At 54.6% G+C, this 22,435-nt stretch carries 19 protein-coding genes and 1 tRNA gene; 7 read left to right on the top strand and 13 right to left on the bottom strand.

The window, feature by feature from the left end; all coding sequences use genetic code 11:
• Positions 1 to 4 precede the first annotated feature (4 nt).
• From ACRZ91_RS20060 to ACRZ91_RS20040, 5 genes are all read right to left on the bottom strand, one after another.
• Positions 5 to 1,315 (bottom strand): radical SAM protein, encoded by a 1,311-nt coding sequence (locus ACRZ91_RS20060; RefSeq protein ID WP_480908114.1) that lies wholly within the window; start codon positions 1,313 to 1,315, stop codon positions 5 to 7.
• Positions 1,312 to 3,072: a ferritin-like domain-containing protein gene (locus ACRZ91_RS20055; protein WP_480908112.1), complete on the bottom strand. Its 1,761-nt coding sequence runs from the start codon at positions 3,070 to 3,072 to the stop codon at positions 1,312 to 1,314. Before ACRZ91_RS20055 ends, ACRZ91_RS20060 begins: the two co-directional genes overlap by 4 nt.
• A complete protein-coding gene (locus ACRZ91_RS20050; protein WP_480908110.1) occupies positions 3,065 to 4,738 on the bottom strand; it encodes a hypothetical protein in 1,674 nt (557 codons plus the stop codon). The genes ACRZ91_RS20055 and ACRZ91_RS20050 overlap by 8 nt, the downstream gene beginning before the upstream one ends.
• Before the next feature lie 39 nt (positions 4,739 to 4,777).
• On the bottom strand, positions 4,778 to 6,343 hold the full coding sequence (locus tag ACRZ91_RS20045; protein WP_480908109.1) for an FAD-binding oxidoreductase: 1,566 nt from the start codon (positions 6,341 to 6,343) through the stop codon (positions 4,778 to 4,780).
• Between the two features lie 123 nt (positions 6,344 to 6,466).
• The gene (locus ACRZ91_RS20040; protein ID WP_480908107.1) at positions 6,467 to 9,772 is read right to left on the bottom strand and encodes an adenylate/guanylate cyclase domain-containing protein; all 3,306 of its coding nucleotides are present in this window, start codon (positions 9,770 to 9,772) and stop codon (positions 6,467 to 6,469) included.
• Positions 9,773 to 10,172: 400 nt separating this feature from the next.
• Here ACRZ91_RS20040 and ACRZ91_RS20035 point away from each other — a divergent pair, with 400 nt between their 5' ends.
• Entirely contained in the window at positions 10,173 to 10,526 is a 354-nt protein-coding gene (locus tag ACRZ91_RS20035; RefSeq protein ID WP_480908158.1) for an Arm DNA-binding domain-containing protein, read from the top strand.
• Here the strand turns inward: ACRZ91_RS20035 and ACRZ91_RS20030 are convergent.
• From ACRZ91_RS20030 to gntH, 4 genes are all read right to left on the bottom strand, one after another.
• Complete coding sequence (locus ACRZ91_RS20030) at positions 10,444 to 11,703, bottom strand: HupE/UreJ family protein (protein ID WP_480908105.1); 1,260 nt, start codon at positions 11,701 to 11,703, stop codon at positions 10,444 to 10,446. The two genes, ACRZ91_RS20035 and ACRZ91_RS20030, sit on opposite strands and share 83 nt — an antisense overlap.
• Positions 11,704 to 11,707: 4 nt before the next feature.
• A complete protein-coding gene (locus ACRZ91_RS20025) occupies positions 11,708 to 13,477 on the bottom strand; it encodes a hypothetical protein (protein WP_480908103.1) in 1,770 nt (589 codons plus the stop codon).
• Positions 13,428 to 14,237, bottom strand: coding sequence for an OprO/OprP family phosphate-selective porin (locus tag ACRZ91_RS20020; RefSeq protein ID WP_260024736.1), 810 nt, complete (start codon positions 14,235 to 14,237; stop codon positions 13,428 to 13,430). The genes ACRZ91_RS20025 and ACRZ91_RS20020 overlap by 50 nt, the downstream gene beginning before the upstream one ends.
• Before the next feature lie 64 nt (positions 14,238 to 14,301).
• Positions 14,302 to 15,636, bottom strand: coding sequence for a guanitoxin biosynthesis MBL fold metallo-hydrolase GntH (gntH, locus tag ACRZ91_RS20015; protein ID WP_480908101.1), 1,335 nt, complete (start codon positions 15,634 to 15,636; stop codon positions 14,302 to 14,304).
• 164 nt (positions 15,637 to 15,800) lie between these two features.
• Here gntH and ACRZ91_RS20010 point away from each other — a divergent pair, with 164 nt between their 5' ends.
• The 4 genes from ACRZ91_RS20010 (at position 15,801) to ACRZ91_RS19995 (ending at position 19,130) form a co-directional block, all read left to right on the top strand.
• On the top strand, positions 15,801 to 17,135 hold the full coding sequence (locus ACRZ91_RS20010) for a tetratricopeptide repeat protein (protein ID WP_480908099.1): 1,335 nt from the start codon (positions 15,801 to 15,803) through the stop codon (positions 17,133 to 17,135).
• A gap of 278 nt (positions 17,136 to 17,413) precedes the next feature.
• A complete protein-coding gene (locus tag ACRZ91_RS20005; RefSeq protein ID WP_480908097.1) occupies positions 17,414 to 17,626 on the top strand; it encodes a hypothetical protein in 213 nt (70 codons plus the stop codon).
• A gap of 688 nt (positions 17,627 to 18,314) precedes the next feature.
• Positions 18,315 to 18,947, top strand: a complete 633-nt coding sequence (locus ACRZ91_RS20000) for a hypothetical protein (protein WP_480908096.1) — start codon at positions 18,315 to 18,317, stop codon at positions 18,945 to 18,947.
• 39 nt (positions 18,948 to 18,986) lie between these two features.
• Entirely contained in the window at positions 18,987 to 19,130 is a 144-nt protein-coding gene (locus ACRZ91_RS19995) for a hypothetical protein (RefSeq protein WP_480908095.1), read from the top strand.
• A gap of 221 nt (positions 19,131 to 19,351) precedes the next feature.
• Here the strand turns inward: ACRZ91_RS19995 and ACRZ91_RS19990 are convergent.
• A tRNA-Trp gene (locus ACRZ91_RS19990) sits at positions 19,352 to 19,427 on the bottom strand.
• A 132-nt stretch (positions 19,428 to 19,559) separates the two neighbouring features.
• Here ACRZ91_RS19990 and ACRZ91_RS19985 point away from each other — a divergent pair.
• On the top strand, positions 19,560 to 20,264 hold the full coding sequence (locus ACRZ91_RS19985) for a lysophospholipid acyltransferase family protein (protein WP_480908093.1): 705 nt from the start codon (positions 19,560 to 19,562) through the stop codon (positions 20,262 to 20,264).
• A 66-nt stretch (positions 20,265 to 20,330) separates the two neighbouring features.
• On the opposite strand, the gene ACRZ91_RS19980 is transcribed toward ACRZ91_RS19985, so the two are convergent.
• Positions 20,331 to 20,537, bottom strand: coding sequence for a hypothetical protein (locus ACRZ91_RS19980; RefSeq protein WP_010443359.1), 207 nt, complete (start codon positions 20,535 to 20,537; stop codon positions 20,331 to 20,333).
• A gap of 370 nt (positions 20,538 to 20,907) precedes the next feature.
• Between ACRZ91_RS19980 and ACRZ91_RS19975 the strand changes: the two genes are divergently transcribed.
• Positions 20,908 to 21,249 (top strand): RidA family protein, encoded by a 342-nt coding sequence (locus ACRZ91_RS19975; RefSeq protein WP_480908091.1) that lies wholly within the window; start codon positions 20,908 to 20,910, stop codon positions 21,247 to 21,249.
• A 146-nt stretch (positions 21,250 to 21,395) separates the two neighbouring features.
• Here the strand turns inward: ACRZ91_RS19975 and ACRZ91_RS19970 are convergent, their stop codons facing one another.
• Positions 21,396 to 22,316 carry a hypothetical protein gene (locus ACRZ91_RS19970; RefSeq protein WP_480908089.1) on the bottom strand — a complete coding sequence of 307 codons (921 nt, stop codon included), beginning with the start codon at positions 22,314 to 22,316 and terminating at the stop codon, positions 21,396 to 21,398.
• A gap of 8 nt (positions 22,317 to 22,324) precedes the next feature.
• Positions 22,325 to 22,435 (bottom strand): EF-Tu C-terminal domain-related protein (locus ACRZ91_RS19965; protein ID WP_480904111.1); only part of this gene is annotated, 111 nt, incomplete at its 5' end.

Here is a 22,435-nt window from a genome sequence, read left to right as displayed (position 1 = left end):
CCTATCAGGCAGAGGCCGCCTGCGTAGGCACGCCAAAATAATCGGGCCTCGCTTCGGACAAGCGGACATAGGCCTGAAGGCAATAGTGCAGCCAGCCGCGAATGTAGTCGCAGGCTGGGCGTCCGCGGTGGATGACCTCGTGATGACACCCACCGCCACATAGATACCGCGCCCAGCACGTATTGCAGGGTGACTGGGTGTGCACGTGACGGTCCGCCAACCAGTTTTCGCGTCGCAAGTCGGGGCCATCATAGACATCGCCCATGGCTCCGGCTTCGTCCTCGACAAAGCGATGGCAGGCAAACAGGCCACCATCGGCGGACACGCCGAAATATCCGCCCCCTGCCCCGCAGGCATAGGGCCGATGGGTGCCGCGATGGATTTCCTGCATCGCCGCCGCCATGTTTGAAAACGGATACCGCCGTCCTTTGATCACCGCCGCCTCGAACACTTCACCACAGTGGATCATCTGGGTCAGCATCTCGTCCAGATCGTTGCGTTCCAGCTCATGTTGACCATTGGGCGACGCGAGCATTGGCGAGAAGCCGATCGAGTGGAAACCCATCCCCACGAACTGCTCCAGCGTCTCTGGCAGGTTCATATTCTGCGGCGTGACCGTCACCCGGGCACCGACCTGCATCCGGTGCTGTGCAGCCAGAAGCGGCTCGACCCGTTTCAGGATCATGTCGAAACTGCCCCGCCCTCCTCGATTTGGGCGCAGTTTGTCGTGAATCTTGCCCACGCCATCCAGACTAATGGTGACCGCAAATCCATGTGCCTCAAAAAACGCGGCATCCTCGGGTCGCAGTAAGGTTCCATTGGTGGTGATCGAAAAGCCAACGCTCAATCCGTTTGCCTGCGCCTGTTTTACAGCATAGTCCGTGGTTCGATGCACAAGATCACGGTTGATTAGAGGTTCTCCACCCAGATAGGCGAGGTTGATCCGCACACCGGGTTCGGCTTCGGCCACCAACCGATCAACCGAGGCCTTGGCGACCTCCCACTCCATATTCCGCGCGGGGCCGCCAAATTCGCCACCCGCCGCATAACAATAGGTGCAGGCCAGGTTGCATTTCTGCGCCACGGCCAGTGACAGCGAGCGCACGGGCAGGTCCTGTGGCAGTGTATCGTCGATGAATGGAGTACCATCCAACCCCATGGACCTGAGGAAAGCACTTTGGCCCGCGGTGTTCATCGCCGCAAACCGGCTCGCCGTGCCCTCGGGGACGTCGAAGACGCGCGAGCCATCGATGGCGAGCATGTGATCTCCATTCCCTGTTTCGAAGAAATGCACCTGTGCGGCGGGTGCGATCACGCCTTGCCCTCCGTCCAGAAGGGAATGCCGATCCCTTGGGCCGCCAGCGCTTCGCCCTCGACCCGGAACAGCTTCATGTCATCGCGCACCTGCTGGATAAAGGTCTGAGACTCTTCGAATTTGCCATCCGCTTCAAGCGTATAGGCATTGGCCAACCCATCCTTGACCTTAGCGTAGAGTTCCAACGCTGTTTTGGCCTGCTCTTCGGTCCCGACCTTAATCGGGCGCAAGTAAGCAGGAGTACCTTCGCCGGCATCGTACTTGGCCAGAACATCCTTCATCTGGCTAAAGCGCAGGAAATGCTCGTCCCCGTCGGTGTCGATCCGCACCGCCAGCGCATAGAGACGGCGTTCGGGGAATAAGTCCTCCTGCTCCAGCGTTGCAACACATTGCGCATAGGCGCGGTCGATAAAGCCACCGGGACGCTCGATCTCGATGAAATCCGCAAGCGCCTCAGCCGTCAGTGGCCTCAGCGCGCGGGGCTGCGTCTTACCCTTGCCTGCTGGCAAGGTTTCAGACGGGGTCAGGATCGGTTCATACCCTTCTGGCTCAAGCTCCCACAGCAGTTGGTTCGCCCAGCGCATATGGGTCATCTCGCCAATCGCAACCTCCAGAACCGAGCGGCGGGCGAAGATCAGGTCGTCCTTCAACGTCGGCCATTTCCTGGTATCCGCGGTCTCGGGGTCTGCCAGCGAGAAATAAGCATAGAGATATTGCAGGCTCAGCGTCATCTCCATCGCCGCCAGACGGGTCTTGAGATCCTCGATCATCTCCTCGGGCGTGTCATAGGGGTCCACGCCCTGCATTTCAGGATCGACCTTATAAACCTCGCCGGTTTCGCGGCCTTCGACCACGATGGGCAGCTCGCTCCACATCTGGTTCACCTGATAATGGTCGATCTGATAAGGGCGGTTTTGTTCCACCGTGTTCAGCGCCGCCACGTTGCCCGATGGCGACTTGTCCGAACGCAACCAGTCCAGATAGGTTTCGGCCTCGATCGGGTTTTTCGACTGGCCCGATGGCAGCTGGTCGTCATGTGCTACCTCGGCCATCACCACATCGGGGTGGTTTGAGGGCCAGTAGTGGCAGCCGCAATCGCGGAAGTCATGGGACCACGGGTTGCACAGACTCTGCGTCAATTCTCCGGGATCATAGGCTTCGTTGAAGACACCCGCCTCGGTCCGGTACTGGCGCCGAAATCCGTGCAGGACCACCTGCTCAGTATCCACGATGCCTTCGTGATTGCGCCGCTCCAGAGCAATACTGACCGGTTTGTCATCGCCATGTTCCAGACTGCGGATAAACCGCCAGATCATCAGCCCGTCATAGGGCGTGCCGTCTTCCTCCTTGAAAGTGATGCGCTTGCCGCTTTGTTCGACCCATGACAGGAACCAGCGCCCTTGGCTGAGCTTTGCGCCCACGTCGCCGCTGTAGGCCTCCAGCAAGGTCTGCACCCATTCTTCGGGGCTGTTGTCAGGCAGCATCGGGTCGTAGAAATAATCGACAAAGACCAGATGGAAGCCTTGTGAATTCTTCGGCGCCTCGGGCACGGGGTTCAGCGGCACGCGCGCGGCGTTGAAAACCAGACCGGGGAAAAAGCGCCGATCAAGGTTGCGTACATCCATTTCCAGACCGGGAAAGCAATTGCCCACCGATCCATCCAGTCGCGTGTTGTCAGGGTTGCCCGGTACCTTATAGGCCGCGCGGGCGGTCAGGTTGCGGGGTTTGACGCGGATTTGGCCGGGTTGATCAGACATTCTGAGCCTCCGATTCCTGTGCAACCAGATAGTCGATGAACGAGATCACCAGATGATATTGCCTGCGTGACAGAGACAGCGGGTAATAATTGGAATCGCGCATATAGGGCGGCATCCGCGCGTCATGCATCGAGTCGCGGATGATCCGGGGATCGCGGAACTCCGGGTTCGGGGCCTGATCGGGGTTCGGGTCTGCCTCAAGCTCGGTCAGGATGCCATAGGGCGGGCGCAGCAGCGTTTTAACGAAATCCGGGCGACGGCGCAGGAAATCCAGCAGATTCGCCTCGTCGATCAGTTGCTCATGCACAAACTTCGTCGCCACCGTATAGGGCAGCCGGTCATTGGGCACGGAGTTCGAGAAAACTGAGATCGGCTGCGGCCGGATCAGTTCGTCGATCTTGTCCGGCGGCCTTGCATCCTCCTCCGTCATGGATTTCGCATCAGTTGACGGCAGGCCGGGCGTCGCCAGCATCCCGGTTTTCGCCTGCAGTTTGGCATTATCCTTCAGACCTTGCGCCCGGATATCGTCGAGGTTGATCAGGCTGTTAGTCTCGAAGGCACGGCGGAAGATATCAACCACCTCGCCCTTGGCCTGTGTGTAGTTGTCTTCTGTGACCGAAATCAGCGACAGATCGCGATCGGCCAGATCGTCCTCAAGACTGTAGAAGGGCCGCGCATCAGGCGCAAAATCAGGCGGGCCGGTCATGATCGTCGCGCGCGCGGTCAGACGCTCGCCGCGTACGGCCAGCGTCGCCTCAATTACACCATCGCTGGTGTCATCAGCCACACCCCACGACCGATCATTGCCGACGCGCGCACCATCGTAACTGTCATGCGGCTCTGGGTCATCCGAGGTGCCGGACATCATGATCCATTTCGACCAAGGAGTGTCGGGGTTCAGGATGCGGTTCTGTTCGGGCACGATTTCATGGATGCGGCCATATTCCGATTTCAGCGGGTCGTTCTGATATCCCGGCACTGCCAAGGTTGCCGGGCCGTAGGCGGCATCGGGCGGGCCATAGACTTCGCCTTTCGGAGGCATAAAGCGCAGGCGCAGGATACTGCGGTCTACGAACTCCCCTTCGACCGGTTCGTCATGACCCTGCACCGGATGCATCACGCGGATCGAGCCCAACGGGATCGGGTTGTGCTCGTAGACCATCGGCTGCTGTTCCGAGGTGTAGGGGCTAAAAGCCAGCAGGGGTTTCGGGGCGAAATCCTGCCCCGCAATCTCGACCCGCGCGCGAAATCCGCAGGCCGCATCCCCGGTCCGACGCTCGGCCTTAGTATTTCCGACGGTGACCGAATAACGCACATTCTGCAGCGACAGCCCCTGATCGTCGAGCAGATCCAGCGTCAACGGCGTCTCATATTCCTCGCCCGTCTCGGCGTCATGCATCCGCGCCCACAATTCAAAGAACGGAGCAACCGGGCGCAGCGCGCCGCCTTCGTCGCGAAAGCGGATCATATCGGGGTCGGGAAGATAGGCCGATACGCTGCCATCTTCGACTTCGTGCAGGGTTATGTTCGAGCGGATGACCGTCTTGTTGTTGCCATGGGCGTCTATGTCCTGCTGCCACTCATAGCTTTCCAGCGGTGTTTCACCCGGTCCCAGGCGAGCAACCGCCATGGGTGGCAGAAAGAAAATCTCTCGGATCGTGTCCATGCTGGGCCCTCCCCCGTTTGGCCTTGGCTGCCCCCGCTTTCAGGGGTTCGAATAGTCTTGGTATGTGATCTTCGGATCATCAAAGATAGGTTTCGATGTGTCGCGGACGATGTCGGACGGCGCATCGTCGGGCACCGGTGAAATGCTCTGCTGATAGTGGAAGAAATTGTCCGGATCGAATTTCCGCTTCACGAACAGCAACGAGCTGAAATATTCGCCCCAATATTGCCAGCGATAGTTCTTTTGCGTCCGACGGGGGTAGTTCTGATAGACCCGGTCGATGAAATAACTTTCCTCGGTCATCAGCTTCATGAAGCCGTCGAGCCAGGGTACCACCACCTCTTTTTCCTCTTCCGACAGCCAGAACACATCAACATAAAAGTTCAGCGACACATCACGGTGAATAAAGGCATTACCCTCTTTGCCCAGCGGCATTCGGTTGATCGCACCGCCATAAGGTTCGATAGCGACCGCGCCATAGTCATTGGGCGTGCTGTCGAGATAGTCCACGACGCGCTGCCACTCAGCCGCACTGAGCTGGCGCTTGATATATCCGGCCTGTTTGTCCTCGCGCGCCTGATCAGGCACAACGGGGATGTCGTACTTGTCGTCATAAAGCCACGAATTGATGTCCTGATAGGTGCCGTAGTTCTGATCATCAGAGCCCATCTGCCCGCCGATTTCTTCGCTGAGCAACGGTTGGATAAATGCGTTGCCCTCTTCGGCCGTCCCATCATAAAGCGCCGACACCAGCAGCACTTTCTCATCGCCCTGAAAAGCAAGGAAAATATAAGCTCCGAACCGATCATCATCGCAGGTACTCATATAATTGGCCTGAAGGAACTCCAACGCCTTTGCGGCTTTGTCCAGCGGCCATGTGATATGGCAGCCCCAGACCATATACAGCGGGTGTAGCTGGTAACGGATCTCCAATAACACACCAAAGTTGTTACCTGTTCCGCCCCGGATGGCCCAGAACAGGTCGGGGTTCGTGTTTTTGTCCGCGATCACTATGCTGCCATCCCACAACATCACGGTTACGCCCAAGACATTGTCGCAGGCCATCCCGTAGCGGCGAGAGGTAAAGCCATAGCCGCCGCCCATCATGAAGCCGGCGACACAGACATCCTGACAGGCCCCGCCCGGCACATGCAGGTGATAGGAATTCAACTCAGAGTTCAGCATCTTGAACGGCGTACCCGGACCGACATAAGCCATCGGCACCTCAGGATCGACGGTGACATACCGCATTTTGCTGGTGTCCAACACCATCTGGTTGTTGACCGAATACCCCGCCGTGCTGTGGCGACCAGACCGTGCCACAACCCACAGGCCGTGCTCACGCGCGAAAGCAAGGCTGGCGCGCACATCCTGAATGGTCTCGCAATAGACGATGATCTCGGGGTAGTCCTGAAAGGCCGGATTCCAAACCTGCCGGTCATTGTTGTAGTCGGGGTCTGTGGGCAGAGTGACCGTTCCGATCAGTTTCTTTTCAAACGCGCGGATCTGCTCGGGCGTGATCGAGTGATATTGCTGCAGCGCCAGATCGGTGCGGCTTTGCGCTACAATATCCTTGGCCAGAAGCGTTTTGCTGATCTTCTTCATCGGGTCTCCTCACACCAAATCAATTGGTAGCGTGGAAACGCATATCCCCACGCCACAACTATGAATTTTCGGTATCATCCCATATCTGCCGCTGACCAAGCTGGCAGCAATGGGCCCTGTCGGTCAAGTGGTCGTTTCCAATAACGCTCGCGCCTCTTCCAGATCCGCCAGATAAGCGTTCGATTCGAAATGAGACAAAGCGGTGTTAAGTGCATCGCCCGCAGGCTTTCCATGGTCGAGCCGCCAACGTGTCAGCGCAACCGCTGCACGCAGTTCGTACAAGTGTGCCCCTTGCCGTCGCGCCGTTTCGATCGACCGTAACAGCAAAGGCTCTGGGTCGCCCCCGGTGCCGGCAACAAAACTGGCTTCGATTCGCAGCTGTTCAGCTTCGGCCCATTTCTCTTCGGTTTCAGCCAGCATTTGCGCCGCGTGCGACAATGTCTGCTTAGCCGCTTTATGGTCACCCGCGTTTATAAGAAGCTCGGCAATCAGAGAGGGGAAGAAACATTTGTAGTTCCCGGCCCCGACTGCCCACCAGTCCTCTGATGCTTGGCGCAGATCATCGATATGCGCAATATCCGAGGATTCGGTCGCGTTGGCCCAGCTTTCCCACAATCGCGCGATGGTGGCCATGAATGGCAGCGAATGCTCTTCAGCGACTTTGGACAACGCTTCGACATCCTGCTGCAACGCGGGTATGTCGCGTGCCAGCAGATGAACCTTACACATATAGACCAATATCTGCGCTACACTGTGGGCGTGCTTTAATTCCTTCGCCCAGCCCAAAGCCGTGCGTTGAATCTGCAAGGCTTCTTGGTGCCGCCCCATGAGGCAATAACACGTACCTAGGAACGCCGAAGTAATGGCGGCATGATCAGTCCCATAGACATAGGCCAACTGACTGTGTTTATCAAAATCATATAGCGACCAGGCCTGTTCGAGATGGGTTTTTGCCTTAGGCAGATTACCCAAATGCAACTGCACAGCACCCATCGCGCGATGGCCAACCATTCGGTGTTCAGTCCTGCCGCTTTCCGCTGCCAGATCAAGAATTTGCGCCGATACATCTTGCGCCAACCGATATTCGGCCCGCACCAGATGGAAGGCATACAGCCCGTTAAGAACCGGAAACAGCCTGTTGGTCTCATCCGCTCGATGGCAGAGGTCTCGCAACCGCCCATACGCTTCGCCTGTGGCATCCCCTGAGATACCGCTGGTTGACCGCAGCACTCCGGCGCGCAGGATTTGAATATCAATCTCTTGCAGATCTCGATCTTTGCTTTTGGGAAGATCTGCCAGTTGATCCAGAGCTTTTGACAGATGCGTCAATGCCTCGGTTTGGGCCGAACGTTCAATCGCCCGCCGCCCGGCGTTTTGCCAATGCATCACCGCCTCATCCGCACGGTGCGCTAACGTGTAGTGCTGCGCCAGTAGCTCGGGTTGAGTTTGGGCAAGCTGCGGCTGGTTTTCAAGCAGCGCACCTGCCGCCCGGTCGTGCAGCACCCGCCGTTCCGTGCGCAGCAAGCTGTCATAAGCCATGTCGCGTATTAACGCGTGGCGGAAGATGAACTCATCTTCTGCCTCATCCGGGGCCTGCAAAATGATACCGGCAGAGGAAAGCTGTTCCAGCCCAGCCTCCAAGACCGTTGGTGACAAAATTGAGACCGAGGCCAGCAACGCGATTGAAAACTGTCGACCAAAGACAGCACCAGTTTGTGCAACCTCTTTGGCGGTTCCCAGCCGGTCCAAACGCTCCATCAGAGAATCCTTGAGCGTATTCGGCACAGAAAGCGCTGGCAGTGGACCGCGCAAGGCATAACCCTGGTCGGTCAGTCTTAGTTGTCCGGATTCCAGCAGGCCACGCGTTACTTCCTGAACGAAAAGCGGAATGCCATCGGTTTTGGCCGCGATCAGATCGCAGACTTCGGCTGGAATAGAATTCCCTCCTGCCACTTCCGCCACGATCTCGGCAATGTCCCGGTTTTCCAGACGCTTCAGCGGCAAGTGCAACGTATTGTTATGGTGCCCCCAGCCTGGATCAAATCCGGGGCGAGCGGTAATAACAATCAAAACCGGCAAATCCCGAATGCGCTCGATCACTCGGTCGGTCAGCGACAATGTGGTCGGATCGACCCAATGGGCATCCTCAAACAACAGTAAGACAGGTTTCTCACGAGCCAACGCTGCTAGTTGCTCGGTCACTGCATCGAGTGTCTGTTCAAGTTTCGCCTGTGGCGGCAGATCAAGCGGACCTAGTGAAGCGTCCGCTTCGACACTCAACAAATCGGCGATCAGGCGCATATGCTCGCGCGGATGATGTCGCAGGAGGTACGAGAGTTTCCCGAGCTTATCGTCGTCGCTGTCGGTTGGCGTGAACCCCGCCGCGCGCTCCAAATGCTGAATGATCGGATAAAGCGCCGAGTTGGCGTGAAATGGTGAGCACTGAAAGTTGAGCCGAAGTGCGCCCTGATCCTCCAGCTCTTGGCTTAACCCCTCGATCAAACGTGATTTGCCAATTCCGGCCTCACCAGAAACCAACACAGACTGACCGGCACCCTGACAGGCCTCTCGCCACTTTTCGATCAGTTTGCGAAACTCGACCTGTCGCCCGACAAGCCTCCCAGCCCCGGCATCCGGCATAATGTCAAATCTACGCTCGATCCGAGCCTGTCCTGTAACTGTCCAGGCCTGGACCTGCTCCGAAAATCCTTTCAGTGCGAATGAGCCCCGATCCTCCAACTCAAATGCATTGCCAATCAATCGCCGGGTCGAAGGGCTGATGATCAGGGTATTTGGCTCGGCCAACGCCTGCAATCGAGCGGCCAGATTGGGCGTGCGCCCCATGACCACGTCATGTTCTTTCAGCCCTTCGCCGTGTATCTCGCCCACAACGACAAGGCCCGTCGACACCCCGATCCGCGCGCTCAGTTTTTCCTGACCTTCGATGCGGGCCAGCCCGCCCAGAATATCCAGTCCGGCATGAACTGCCCGTGACGCTGCATCTTCAAGCGCGTGAGGGTAGCCGAAATAGATCATCGCCCCATCGCCCATGAAGCTTGCAACATGGCCACCAAACCGAGCTACTGAGGTTGAGCAGATTTCTTTGAACCGTCGCAGCAGCTCACCCAGATCTTCCGGGTCCAGACGTTCTGACAGGGCAGTCGATCCAACGAGGTCAACAAACATGACAGTCAGTTGCCGTCGCTCAGCCACAATTTTCCCGTGGCCATGAATAGGTGCCGGATTCGCCTCGCGCGCCTGACCCAAAGCTACCGTCAATCGGCGCCTCGGACCCAACGGTAGCCCCATATCTATCAGGTCGTGTTCAGAGAGATGTACAAGATCAGCCAGAGAGACCTCGTTGGCAGCAAACACAGGGGCGTATTTGGTCAGCCCGAGCCCTTCAAGAAATACGTCGATCTCTGCCATTATCCCCATTTGCCCCAGATTGGCTCCGGGCTCCCCTACCCGGTCAGGCTTACTGCCATCGGCACAAAAGTCGAGCGACCTTAGCACGTTAGGCGGACAACCCTGATGGCCTCTCCGCAAGCCTAGTTCAAGCTTTTTCTTTCTTGCCCTAAACGTCAAGAGAATTGAGTCTGACGTGCGCGCTAAATGCACGCGTCTGTCGCAGCAACATCATTGATTTGAGAGAGTGGCAGGGGCAGCAGGTTTCGAACCCGCGACCTACGGTTTTGGAGACCGTCGACACAACCTATCCCCAAGTACTTACCCATATTTAAGCATCTGTTTTTCATTGACTTTACGTACTTTTGAATATCCCGTAATCGGCGCACATACACAATTTTCCGCACAAGAAACGCACGAAATGATGACACGATTTAATGAGAAGAAAGCTAGTGAACTTAAGCCCGCCAAAACCGTATATGAAGTTCGCGACGAAATCGTTCGAGGCCTGGTATTGAGCGTCGGGAAAAAGGGGCAGAAAGTCTGGGAGGTTGTCTTACATGTTGGAAAGCGGCGGCGGCGACAACGTTTGGGGACTTACCCGGCAATCTCCGTAAAGGATGCCCGAAAACGAGCGGAAGCCGCGTGTCAGATTGCCAACGGCTGCGTGCTTTATGTCAACAACGCAAGTGTCAAAGAAAAAACTCTGCCCGTTCAACTACCCAAAACATTGCGACCAGACTTGCGCACGCGGCAACGGCAGCGCGAGAGCTGACCCAGATACGGCCTGGTTGTTTACGCAGCAACAACACCAGGGGCCAGACCAATAGAACGATTATGACTTGTCCAGCCTCTACTCCAACATTGAAGGCCAGCAAGCTGTGCCAAACGTTTGGTGCATCAACTCGTAGAATTTGATGCAACATGAAGGAAAAACCAAACCCGTGCAGCAACCCAATCCCGGACGTGATGGAAAAAGCCTTCAGGTCGCCGTGTCCTTTCTCTGGTGGCCAAACCGCCATCGCAGCAGCGTAGATAATTGAAAGTGCTATTGCCAGTTCGACAGTTGGGATGAACCACGCTCCGCTCGGCGCGAAGCCAAAAAAACCTAAAATCAGTGTTACCGTGTGGCCCAATGTAAACCCTGTGACGCGGGCTAATAGGCTGTGTAAGTTCAATGCACCGATGATCATGCAAAGCACAAACAGAACGTGATCGGGACCTTCCAAAATATGCCGAATGCCTTCGACAAAGAAGGTCGAAGCGGCTGCGGTTGCAGATCCGGAAACTTCGACCGGGGTATGCATCAGGCCCCGCGCACGAAATGTCCGAACATCCTGCCCGTTATAGTCGAGGATCAGGTTCGCCGTTTCTTCTTGTTCAGGAAGTCCCGGATCAGAAGTGTAGGATAAACTGTATGCTCCAACCTCTCCCGTAAGAAAGCGCAGATGTACGTCAACCATCACCTCGCCAACATAAATCTCCTCGGTTGTTGGAAAAACATCTCTTGGCGCAAGTGCCGAGCGTGCCTCATTGAGCGTAGCAAACCCTGGCTCTTGCCCCAACGGATGTAGTCTTATCGAGACGATTTCTGATGTTTGTCGGTCACCGTCGATAGATAGCTCAAAGCTGTTTTCAGCAATACGAGCCAAGCCGGTTGGGTCTTTGTGAAATGCGGTCTGATCCAAGTAGTGCATAAGCACGCCATCTTCGGTCAGATTGTAAGTGTACGGAGCCGGTGCGGGCAAACCGTCCGTACCTTCGGGACCGACGAGTTCTGCAACCAAATAAGGCATCGGAAGGCGCAAATAGACATCTAGGCCATCTTCCGAATGGGCAACATGATGGATGCGGACATTCTGGTTTAGATTGAAATGCGCCTCTGCTCTGCCTGAACACAAAAAGATCATGGCAAACAGGAACGTTGTATAAAACAACCTCACGATAGCCACTGAATTACCCTCCTGTTTTGGCGCTAATAATCGTCAGGTCATCAAGCATCCAATGGTCGCCATGCCGCGAAACATCTAGCAAGCCACGATAAGAAACCGCTTGCCTATGTAGATGCCCCCAATGACCTCCGCTTACACGGGCAGTCCAATTGGCGAGGGCCTGATGCTGATTTCTGTCTTCGCCAGGCGTGAAGCTCTCGACATTCAGGTCTGAAATCGCTTCGACGCGAGCCATAGCACCAGAGGGCAAGGTAACTGACAAGCCACGACGCATTTCTGCTTGAACCTTGTCGCGATTAATTGCTTCGACATATGGCTCCATCGCACCTAAGGTATTATCATCTCGCGTCTCAAGCATCGTAGTTCCGATGTTGGTCACTAGCCCTTCTATGATTTGACGCGTCGCGATGTCATCCGGCTCGGGCGCTGTCGACGGGTTGTTCAGCCAATACGTGACAATCGCAGCGGCACCGAATGCCCCGGTCAGGCCAAGCAAGATCAGACGCTGACTATTTGCACGCTGCAACGAGTAATAGGCGCATATCAAACACAGGAAACCTAAGCCGAACGCAAACGAGGGCACCTGTGTTACACCCGCGACTTTGACGACAACCGGGCTCGTCTTTGGGTTTGTCCAAGTTTTCAAGTGATTGTTCCAACTTACAACTGGATCGGATTCATAAATCTGCGAGGGGACTGCCCCTGCCGGATCGGAGATGGTGATCGGAATAATATCCAGACCATCTGGAAAAAGTTCCCATGCCAGATCAACTCGGTTCGGCAAGGTCTCAACCGGATAGGAAAGGACAACGCCCAGTAACAGCGTCTTTCGGTTTGCCTCCGCCTCATCCGGAAGAACACGCAAGCCTTCGGCCCCAACTTCGATACGTGAGACCTGTACCGTTTCCGGTTTCATCGGCTTGCCGTCTACGGCGAGCGGGTTTCTATTCGCAAGAAAGTCCGATACGCCAGACTTGATCCTGGCGACATCATCTGGAGTTAATCTCTCTGCGCCTCCCAAGCCCAGATCGGCCCAAGTTTCGAAATCTTTCAAACGCAATATGATCTCGTGCCGGACGACACGCGGCTCCATGGCCAGGAACGACATCATAGGGGACTTGTGGTGGCGGGTGAGATTTGGGTTTTCAAATTTTGTAAACCACGGATCGTTCCAATCTGGACGCATGGTCTCAGCCTGAGAAAGGTAACGATAGTCTGTCACCGGAACACCCATATGCTCGGCCACAACGCCAAGTGAAGCCAAGGGAATCCCGTCTGAATTTAGCGGGGGAATGAACGTGATCCGTTCAGGCTTGCCATTGAACGGAAACTCCATATCCACGTAAACGACATTTTCGCTGCGCGGTCGCGGTCGATATTGAGCACTCGCTGCTGTTTGCCGGGTAATTCTAGGGCGCACATCAATCGTATTCGTTGTGCTGGTCAGTTCCTCTTCATCTGCCCAGACTTGAAGGTTTTGACCCGTACGCTCAGCCAGCGACGCACCTGAACCATCATCTGGAATGACGAAAATGGGATAGTCGCCCAAATCGACCTCAAGGATAACGCGAACATGATCAGGCTGTACCGAAAGCTCAACAAAGTTTGGGGCGGTTTCTCCGCCGTAGGGGGACACGAGGTCAGCAATCGATTGGTTAGCGCCAATCGCCCAACTTGCGAGCGCCGCGCCCACCCAAACCCATGTCTTGCTGCAATCGCCGACCTTAGAAATGAAACGCGACGGCAGCATAGATACCATTCTGGTCAACATCATAGGCAAACTCCCCGCCCGAGCGGTCAGTGGAGTAATCAATTCCATAGAACTGATAGCCAAACCGCAGGGACGTGTTCTCCCAGCCTTTCCAGTCAAAGCCAGCCAGAAGCAGGTATTGCAGGTCATCGCCATTCACGCCGAACCCACTCAGTTCGGCACGGCTGGCGAAGCTCCATTTGTCGTTGATTTCCATCGCATAGCGGAGCGCGATCATCGGCTCGAACCAATCCTCTGTTCCGCCCAGCGTCATACCTGGGCCGGGGCCCGAAAGGTCGATCTCTTGTTTAAGGCGGTTCCACTGAACGCCAATTGCAGCGTCAGCTGCATAGCGTCGACCCGAAGCATTGACCCCGTTCGCAAATCGGTAGGCTCCCTGAACATTTACAAAGGTCTGCCGGACATCAACATCGACGTCTACTCGTCCGCCTGGCAGGGTTCCGTCTTCGCCAAGCCTTACATAGTACACTTCCGAGATGATCCCGAAGTCGCCGTTCCAGCCTTCGTAACGTACCGAAGCTGCGCCCTGTAGCACGTCCAGTACTTCGCTCAGACTCAGGTCCAGATCGACGCTTGTTCCATCTATAGTTGATGTGCCCGTAGTGCTGAGCGGAAGGAACAGATAAGGGGTGATCGAGTGCCGCCAACCACCTTCATCATCTTCAGAACGTGCAAGAGACTGGGCGTTGGCGGCATGAGATATCGCGACAAGCAACCAACCAACACAGACCAAATAGCGAGAAATCAATGAGGTATATCGCATAGAGAGTTCCGATCAGAATTGAAAGAACCGGCGCATGTTAAAGTCGCGCCGGTCAAATTTGATATTAGTTGTCAGCCGGATAGGTAAATTCTTTACCCAGTACTTCTGAAGCTTCCTCATAGATTGGGCGCAGTACATCGTCCACGTCCCAAGTCCCTTCCGCAATAAACTCAGAGTAGTTCATTGCTTCTATGGGAACGCCACTAACTTCAGAAAAGGCTGCGCGATCTTCTTCTAGCTTCGGGGCAATTGCGGGCGATGCCAAGGGCGGTGACCAAGTATGGTGATCTACTATGGCGAGCCGCTCTTTGATGTCGTCTTTCGTGACGTTCCAAACCATGTAGTCTTCGGCGAGGCTCAGCGGTCCATCGTAGGTGGATCGAATACGATCATAGACCTCAGCGGTTGTGTCGTGATCCTTGAAGAAATGATAGGCGACCGCATGGCGGGGTTGGATCGAGCTCATGATCTTGCCGAAAGCCTCTGGCGCCGTGTGGATTTGCGTACCTACTTGCAACGCGGCCTCGGGGGTGAAGCCCATTTTTTCAACTAGGCTAGGCACTGCAATAAAGCACTCATGGATCACGAAGTCAGCGTCCCTAGCGTACTCGTCAAACCACTTGTTGGGATAGGTGTCCGAACTGAAGACGAACTTCAGGTCGTTCCATTCAAGAGCATAGCTTACTGGGCCGTCTATCGAGTGAATTGCAGGGAAAGAGCGAATTACGACCCCGTTCTCCTCGTACACAACTTGGTTTTCAGCCATGTAGTCGAACTCATTGACCTCAATCACAATACCTCTGGTGTCGGTCTGGCCAACGCGACCAGTAATATCCCACAACAGCATTTTTTGCATCGCGTCCATCGCCGCCGCAGTTCCAAGTTCTGGGGTAGGCCCGCTGGGCCCCCAAATACGCAGCGGAACATTTCGTCCCATAATCATCCCGCCAACATACAAGTCGATCAAGTCGCCGAAATGGTCGGTATGCAGATGCCCAATGAACACCTTGTCGAGGTAGTTGTATGGGATCTGCATTGATGAAATCCGCTCTGCCGAGCCGGAGCCAATGTCGAACAAGAACTTGTCTCCGTTGCCCAGTTCCACAAGGAAACACGCAGCAGCCTGAGCAGCTCGCGTTGTAGGCATTCCAGTTCCACACGCGATGACCCGCATCTCGTCTTCGGCGAGATCTTCAGTATTGGGGTAGTACACATCGCGTGGACGATCACGCACCATTGTCGGAGAAACTTCCTCCGTTTCCTGCGCGTATGCTGCCGAAGGAGCGACTACATCTATTAACGCATCATTAATCGCTTGAGGAGAAACAGCCCAAGCGCCAAATATCGCACCAATTACGAAGTGCTTGCTAAGTCTTCTGTAGTTCATAGGTTGGGCCATGTGTAATCCTCCAGTCGCTCAACAGATTGGCAAGCTGGCACTGCGGAGTTTCGCGCTCCGGCTCGCTGTTTTGGTCACAAGGTTATGGTTTAAGAGACATTCACGTAAGTGACTCACGGTGAATACAGGGTGACTCACGGGCCATTAAATGCAAAAATACGAATGTGGTACGACAATTTGAAAACATCTCGGGCGGTCAGAAGCGCGCTGCCCTCGGCAGGTTGCTTGCCGACGCTCATCTGGATGGATCCGATAGGCTTCAGGCGTTCCTGACGTACATCGTCGAGGAAGAGCTCGCTGGTCGGGGAGATCAAATTCGAAGCAAGACTATCGCTCAAGATGTATATGACCGCGATACTTCAGAGGGGACCGATCCGGAAAACATCGTTCGCGTCGATGCACGGCGGCTTCGTCAGTTCTTGGAACTGCATTACGAGGGTATCGGAAAAGATGATCCGGTACGACTGTGTATCGATAGCGGTGGATATAGGCCGCGGTTCGAAACTGTCTCAGAAACCAGTGCGGTATCAATCTCAACAAAAGCCAAACGCTTTGGGCTGCCCATAGGGGCGTTTACCATTGGGGCCATCGTTGGTGCGTTGGTCGCAGTTGGCCTTGCCCAAGATGGACAGGAAACTGCTTCTGCCGAAGTGGGTGGCATAGCTGTAAATGACTCGAACGCGTACATGCAGCGCGTGGCAATTTACGAAAAATCCCCAGCTGCATTACAAGCATTCAATTTGGCGGAACAAGCGCGGACAATGATATTTCCGATCTTCGACCGACAACGCCAGCTACTGGTTCTGTCCGTATTCGAAGGCGTGATTGAGATCGATCCAGAATATTTCGGTGGTTATGCTGGTGCTGCGCAGGCACTCGCGTCCCTTGCGGTGATAACTCCGCCGTCTGACGCCAAGACCGAATATGCTGATGCCGCCATGAAGCTGGCGAACCAAGCGGTTAGCCTAGCCCCAGACCAAGCCTGGAGCCAGTCTGCTAAAAGCTGGGCCTTTTTCGCCAATCGCGACTATGACGCCGCGCTACAACTCAGTAGACGCGCATCAAAACTTGACCCGAATGATGGTGCTGTACTCGACTTTCTTGGTGCTGTGGCGATGTTCTCGGGCGAATTAGAGGAAGCAATTGCAACGGTTGACAGACTTTCTCTGCTAGGTTCCAGTAACCAACGATTTGCTAACAGAAATATCTCGGGCGCGACTTACTTTCATCTTGGCGAATATGAAAAGACCGTAGAGCGCTTTGAGGAGGCTAAGCAACTTGGCGATCCACTCAGCGCTCCTTCGCTTGCCTACGTTACGGCAGCGCTATCAGCCATGGGGCAAGATTATGCGGCTAAAGCCAAACTGGCTGAACTTGAGCGTGCGTGGCCGGATGCGCCAATAGCTGCAATGCTCAAAAGCATCCACAAAGATGTCGAGAACGCAGAAGCCGTGCTACGCGAGTTACGAAAACAAGGCTGGGTAAGCCCAGTACGATAGGGTGATGCATAACAGCGGGTAGCAGTGCCAAGGTCAAAATAATCGCTACTGGCACGGGCAATCAGGTCGAAACGCACATGACTAGCGCGGAACCGAGATCGATAATGGAAGCCCAGATAAGGTACGTTCTGCGCGACTTTGCAAAGTCTGCTTTCTGCGCATTTCTGACGTCTACAGCCGGGAGGCACGACAGGGCCAAGGGCAGTCAGCTTCTTTTTTACGGTTCCTTGTATCTACCCGCCCATTTACTTGGCGATTAAAACAAGGAGACCTGCAAAATGACTTATCTGAAACTATCGAAAATCGAAGATTCCATTGCGCATTTGGACCAACGCTCTAGCCGATGGTGGAAAGCAGCTCAGGCCCTCACAGGGCGTCGAATGGTCGAACTCTTGGAGGAAATGGGAGACCGTTGGAATCCCAACGACTCAGGACTGGGCAGTGATGGTATCGACATTGAGCAAATTACTGCTGATTCCATGAAGCCGTGAAATTACATCCCCAAACGGCTATAATATGAAACGTCTTTCTTTGTTTGGGCGAACGCTGCCCACGCTTTCATCATCCCAAGCGCAGCCGTACGATTCACCTGATTGCTAACTGGAACCTTGTGGCCCATTGAGGCCCGCAGAGCTTCCCCCAGATGCCTGTTAATGAGGTTTGTTAACACAAACCCAATCCCGAACAGCCCCATGAATAATCGGCTCATCTCTTGCCCCGCAAAAGCTCAACAGAGTGGGCAAAAATAGCAAGCAAAGCTCCCTGATGGCGCACCACTTTTGCCAATTCCGTAGCGATCAATTCTTGCTGCGCGTGTTACTCACGAAAGTACGTCTCAAAAGCTCTCTTAATTTCAAAGTATTCTTCGGTCTCAATCGTAGAATTTTTTTCATATTGGGCCTCCTGGCCTGCTTTTGAGGTGTGCAGAAGGAGACGCAGCGCAACCCATCGTTAATATTTCCGAAACCCTGCATGATACTCAGGATCAGACCTCGGCAGATTAGTAACCTCACCGTACTTCTTCAGAGCACGGGCAAGCACAGCACCTTGAGCCTTCACGACAATCTCTGCTGCGCCCTTTTGATCTTCCGGCTCCTTGATAGCCAGACTGGGAAGACCTACAAGCTATTCAGGTCCAAATGCAAAGTCGAGGCCGTCAGCCGACGCATGGAGCTTGAGATGGGCCATAAGATCACGTCTGGCGCTCACATCCAGTTTTCAGAAATGCGCCTACGCGAGCAAGGTCTCGACGAGCTGGCAGACAGGCTGGCCGCAGCTTTGGGGGAAGACAAACCCCGCACCGCTTACTGCCATGACGAATTCCAGCAAGCGAAGCGAAACGACTTTAACCTGCCTGCCCTTCGCCAAAGCCTGAAGCACCTGGCTGAGCTGGGCCGTTCAGATCAGCCGAAAGCACTAGCCGAACTGATCGACCGTCTGGGCTTGAAGCGGGTCGACACTGTTCAGGATCACCGAGGCCGTAGCCGGATCAACATCGAGCTCGGCGGCGATCTGAAGCCCCACAACGCAAACCGCACTTTGCGAGTCAAAGCCGCAGACGTGGCCAAATTCATTGAGAATACAAGGGAGATACGGCATGATCTCAGATCCGACAAAGAACCATATCTCGCAATCGAGCGAGGCCCCGCTACTGGATCTACTCTTGGTGATCATCTCGGGACAGGAACAGATTCACCAGAGCAACCAAAAAATGATCCGTCGCCAAAACGCACTGTTGAAGGTGCTGGTGGCGATAGCCAAGAGTTAACAAGTGAAGCGTTCGAGCTCGCGATTGCCGCTAAATACCTCTAATCAGAAACCCGACAGTTCGCAGCCAACAGGAGTAGCGATTTGACTGCTGCCGATCTGGATGCACCGCCCGATATCAATGATCCCTACATATTGAAGAAGCTGGCGGCAATTCTGAAGCGACAGGTGTCCAAGGCCAACGCTTTTATGTCGCTCGCGTTTCGTTTTGCTGCCACTGATAGGTGAGAGATCTTGGATGTATGCCAAGATACCAGTGCTCACGCACTAGGTGATTCTATATGCGTTCATATTCAACTATCACCTAAGAAAATCGAACCCAAGCTGCAAACCGTTTCATGCGGCTAGACGCAATGGAATCAGGTTCTGTTTTTTTGAATAACGCACAAAAAACTGTACAAAAAATTTTGGGTAGGCAAATACAAATACGCCTAAGTGTTTGATTTTTATGGCAGGGGCAGCAGGGTTCGAACCCGCGACCTACGGTTTTGGAGACCGTCGCTCTACCAACTGAGCTATACCCCTAGGCTGGGCCATCAGATATGCCAGAGGCGCAGCGGACTCAAGAGGCTTTTTTAGTTTTTACCTCCGACAAAAAAGTTGCACCCCAGGCGCAGTTGTTTAAGACAAGGTTCGGCCAGTAAAAGGAGCGCAGACTTGAGCATCCGCAAGAAAATTGCCGACAGCGAAGCCGTTCTGAACTGGGTCGCGCGGCGAATTGCCAGCTATATCAGGATGGTCAATCGCAACACAAACTGGCGGCGCATAGGATACGAAGAACTAGATCAACTGGCCGAACAGGGCGAACCCGTCATCGTGGTTCTCTGGCACCAGCGTCTGGCTCAGTCACCTTACTTCTTTCCCTTGGACAAGGGCCGCATCTGCTCGATCACCTCTGCTGCCCGCGCAGGCAGTATGGTGGGCCGTGTGCAGAAGTTGTTTGGTATGGACACGATCGCGATGTCCAGCCGCAAACGCCACGTCGCCTTGTCCCGCGAGGTGCTCGGAAAAATGAAACAGGGCATCTCAATCGGAATCGCCGCCGATGGCCCCCGAGGTCCTGAACGGGTGTCTTCAACCGTACCGCTGGTGTGGGCGCGCACGTCGGGCAAACGTGTCTTTGGGATCACCTATTCCGCCAGGCACGGGCGCGAAGCAGGAACCTGGGATCGTCTGCTGATGCCCCGCCCCTGGCGCAACGAAGGCGTGTTCCTGTGCCGCGAGTGGACCGCCCCAGTTCCGCGAAAGGCAACCGAAGAACAAATAGAAACACTGCGGTTAAGTCTCGAGCAGCATATGAACGACATCACTGCCGAGGCCGACCGCATGATGGGGCGGAAGCCTTGGACTAAAGGTGCTTGATAGCTCTCCAACGCAAAAATGCCCGACCGGATCCGCCCGCACCCGACTATTCCTAGTACATGCGAATCATGATTTGTATCTGGCACTGACCCGTTGTGCGCTTTCTGATACGTCAGCAAGCTTGATGTCGAACCGTTTTCGCTCACGACAAAAATCGCTGACATTGCAATCAACTTCGTGGTCATTTCCGCCTAGAACCGCGTCTCGCATATCCTCCAGATCCTTGCTGTGAAGGATTTGAGTTCCATAGTTGATGAATTCAAAACTAAACATGATTTCCCCCTGATCTCAGCGGTTCGCCGCTTCTGCGTTCCACGTCACTCGCTGCATTTCACAGGTGGGCTTTTAGTCTTTGATTGGGGTGAACGTCTGATTAAGAAAAGCCCCATTCGTGTTTCATTTAACCTCGGCATTGTGGGCCTAAGATTACTCGATGAAGAATCTTCTCATCATCCCCGATGTATTCGAGGAGTTTGGTGTCTCTTCAATGATCCAGAGTCCTTCTTCAGAACATATGTTCACGCCAAACTCGATCACCTCTAATTCAATTTCGCTGAAGCCCACTCAATAGAATTCTGTTTGCCAAGCAAGGCATCTTGTGACCAAGAACAACCATACCAATTCTAAGACAACGAGAATGCCCATGATTAAACGCATTGATACCGGCGAACGGTCCTCGAAAATCGTGAAGCACAACGGCGTAGCCTATCTGACTGGACAAGTTGCCGAGGGTGAGACGATTCGGGAGCAGGTTCAGATTTGCCTCAACAAAATAGATGCCCTGCTCGTACAGGCGGGATCGTCACGAGAAAAAATGCTGCGCGTCACGATATGGCTGGCTGATATGAAGGATTTCGCTGGTTTGAACGAGGTTTGGAACGCTTGGGTTCCAACAGGCCACGCCCCTGCACGCGCTTGTGGTGAAGCCAAACTGGCACGCCCAGAACTGAAAGTAGAATTCATCGTGGACGCTGCCTGCGACTAAGTTCGCTGCAATCAAAAGGGGCCGCCCTTGTTCTTGGGTGGCCTTCTAAGTTTCGACGATGTGCCGGGCTCGAGCCCGACCTACCCATGACCCGATGATTTCCGAAACAGCGTCGGTGCCGAGAATGCGGTTACCTTTTTCTTTAGTCAGGAATTTGGTCGCGGCCTTGGAATTGGTGTGGTGAGATTTACATGCGAGAGCGCTTTCGCATCAGAGACAACGCCTTTGGCCGAATAATACCGAATGACATCGCCGTAGCTTTCGAATTCTGAACCGCTGGATTGAAAGACGTGATCCGCCAGATGCATCCTCCCCCGCACACGCAAGCGTCTGGGGCGATGGTAGTGCAGCAGCCGAGTTCCCTCATCAGGTAGATCCGGGGTGTCGTTCCAGATACGACTAACAGAATTCAACGCGTCCTGACCATAACGGGCAATTGCTACCGGCAATGAAACCTGATCCAGCCAGGGTCTGCGTCCTCTCAATCCTGTCATCTTATCAATCTGTTGTGCAGTATCCAACCACAAGTCACCGAATGAACCAGTTGGAAACAGTACCATCCCGGCGTTGAAGAATGGATGTGAAACTTGTCCTAGTAGCAACTGAACCTTTGCTTCAGGTTTGGGCAGTCCAAATAACGCATAGACCTGACGCCAAACACGCGGGCGGTTTGTCCAGGCATTTCGCGTTTCCGGGCAGACCGATACTTTCTGCGGGTAGGCTATCTCGGCAAAAGATGTATTTTGCGTCAGAAACGTGTCGGTATCGAGAAACAGAGAGAAGTCAGCGTCTCTTTCCAGAGCAGCCCCTGCTATCTTGTTTCCCGCAGGATATCCATCGCTAAACGGATTTTCAAGCACTCTGAGTTTAACATCCCTTGACGCCAACATTGTTCTCGTTTCCGGCTGCAACTCATCAATTCGATCAGACCGGCAATGTGCGTGCAGCGAATGATAGTCTTCGCAAAAAAGCTTGAGGGAATTGACTAACAAATGAGCCTGGACCTCAAGAGGTCCAGGCTCGACATTAAAGAAAACCGCAATTTTTTTTGTGGTTTTCTCAGGCATGAACAGCCTTACTCGATGATTTTCGACACGACGCCGGCGCCGACGGTGCGGCCGCCTTCGCGGATGGCGAAGCGCAGGCCGTCTTCCATCGCGATCGGCGCGATCAGCTCGACGGTGAA

This window comes from Ruegeria sp. O11 (genome assembly GCF_056535285.1).
This window is presented reverse-complemented; position numbering and strand designations above follow the sequence as displayed.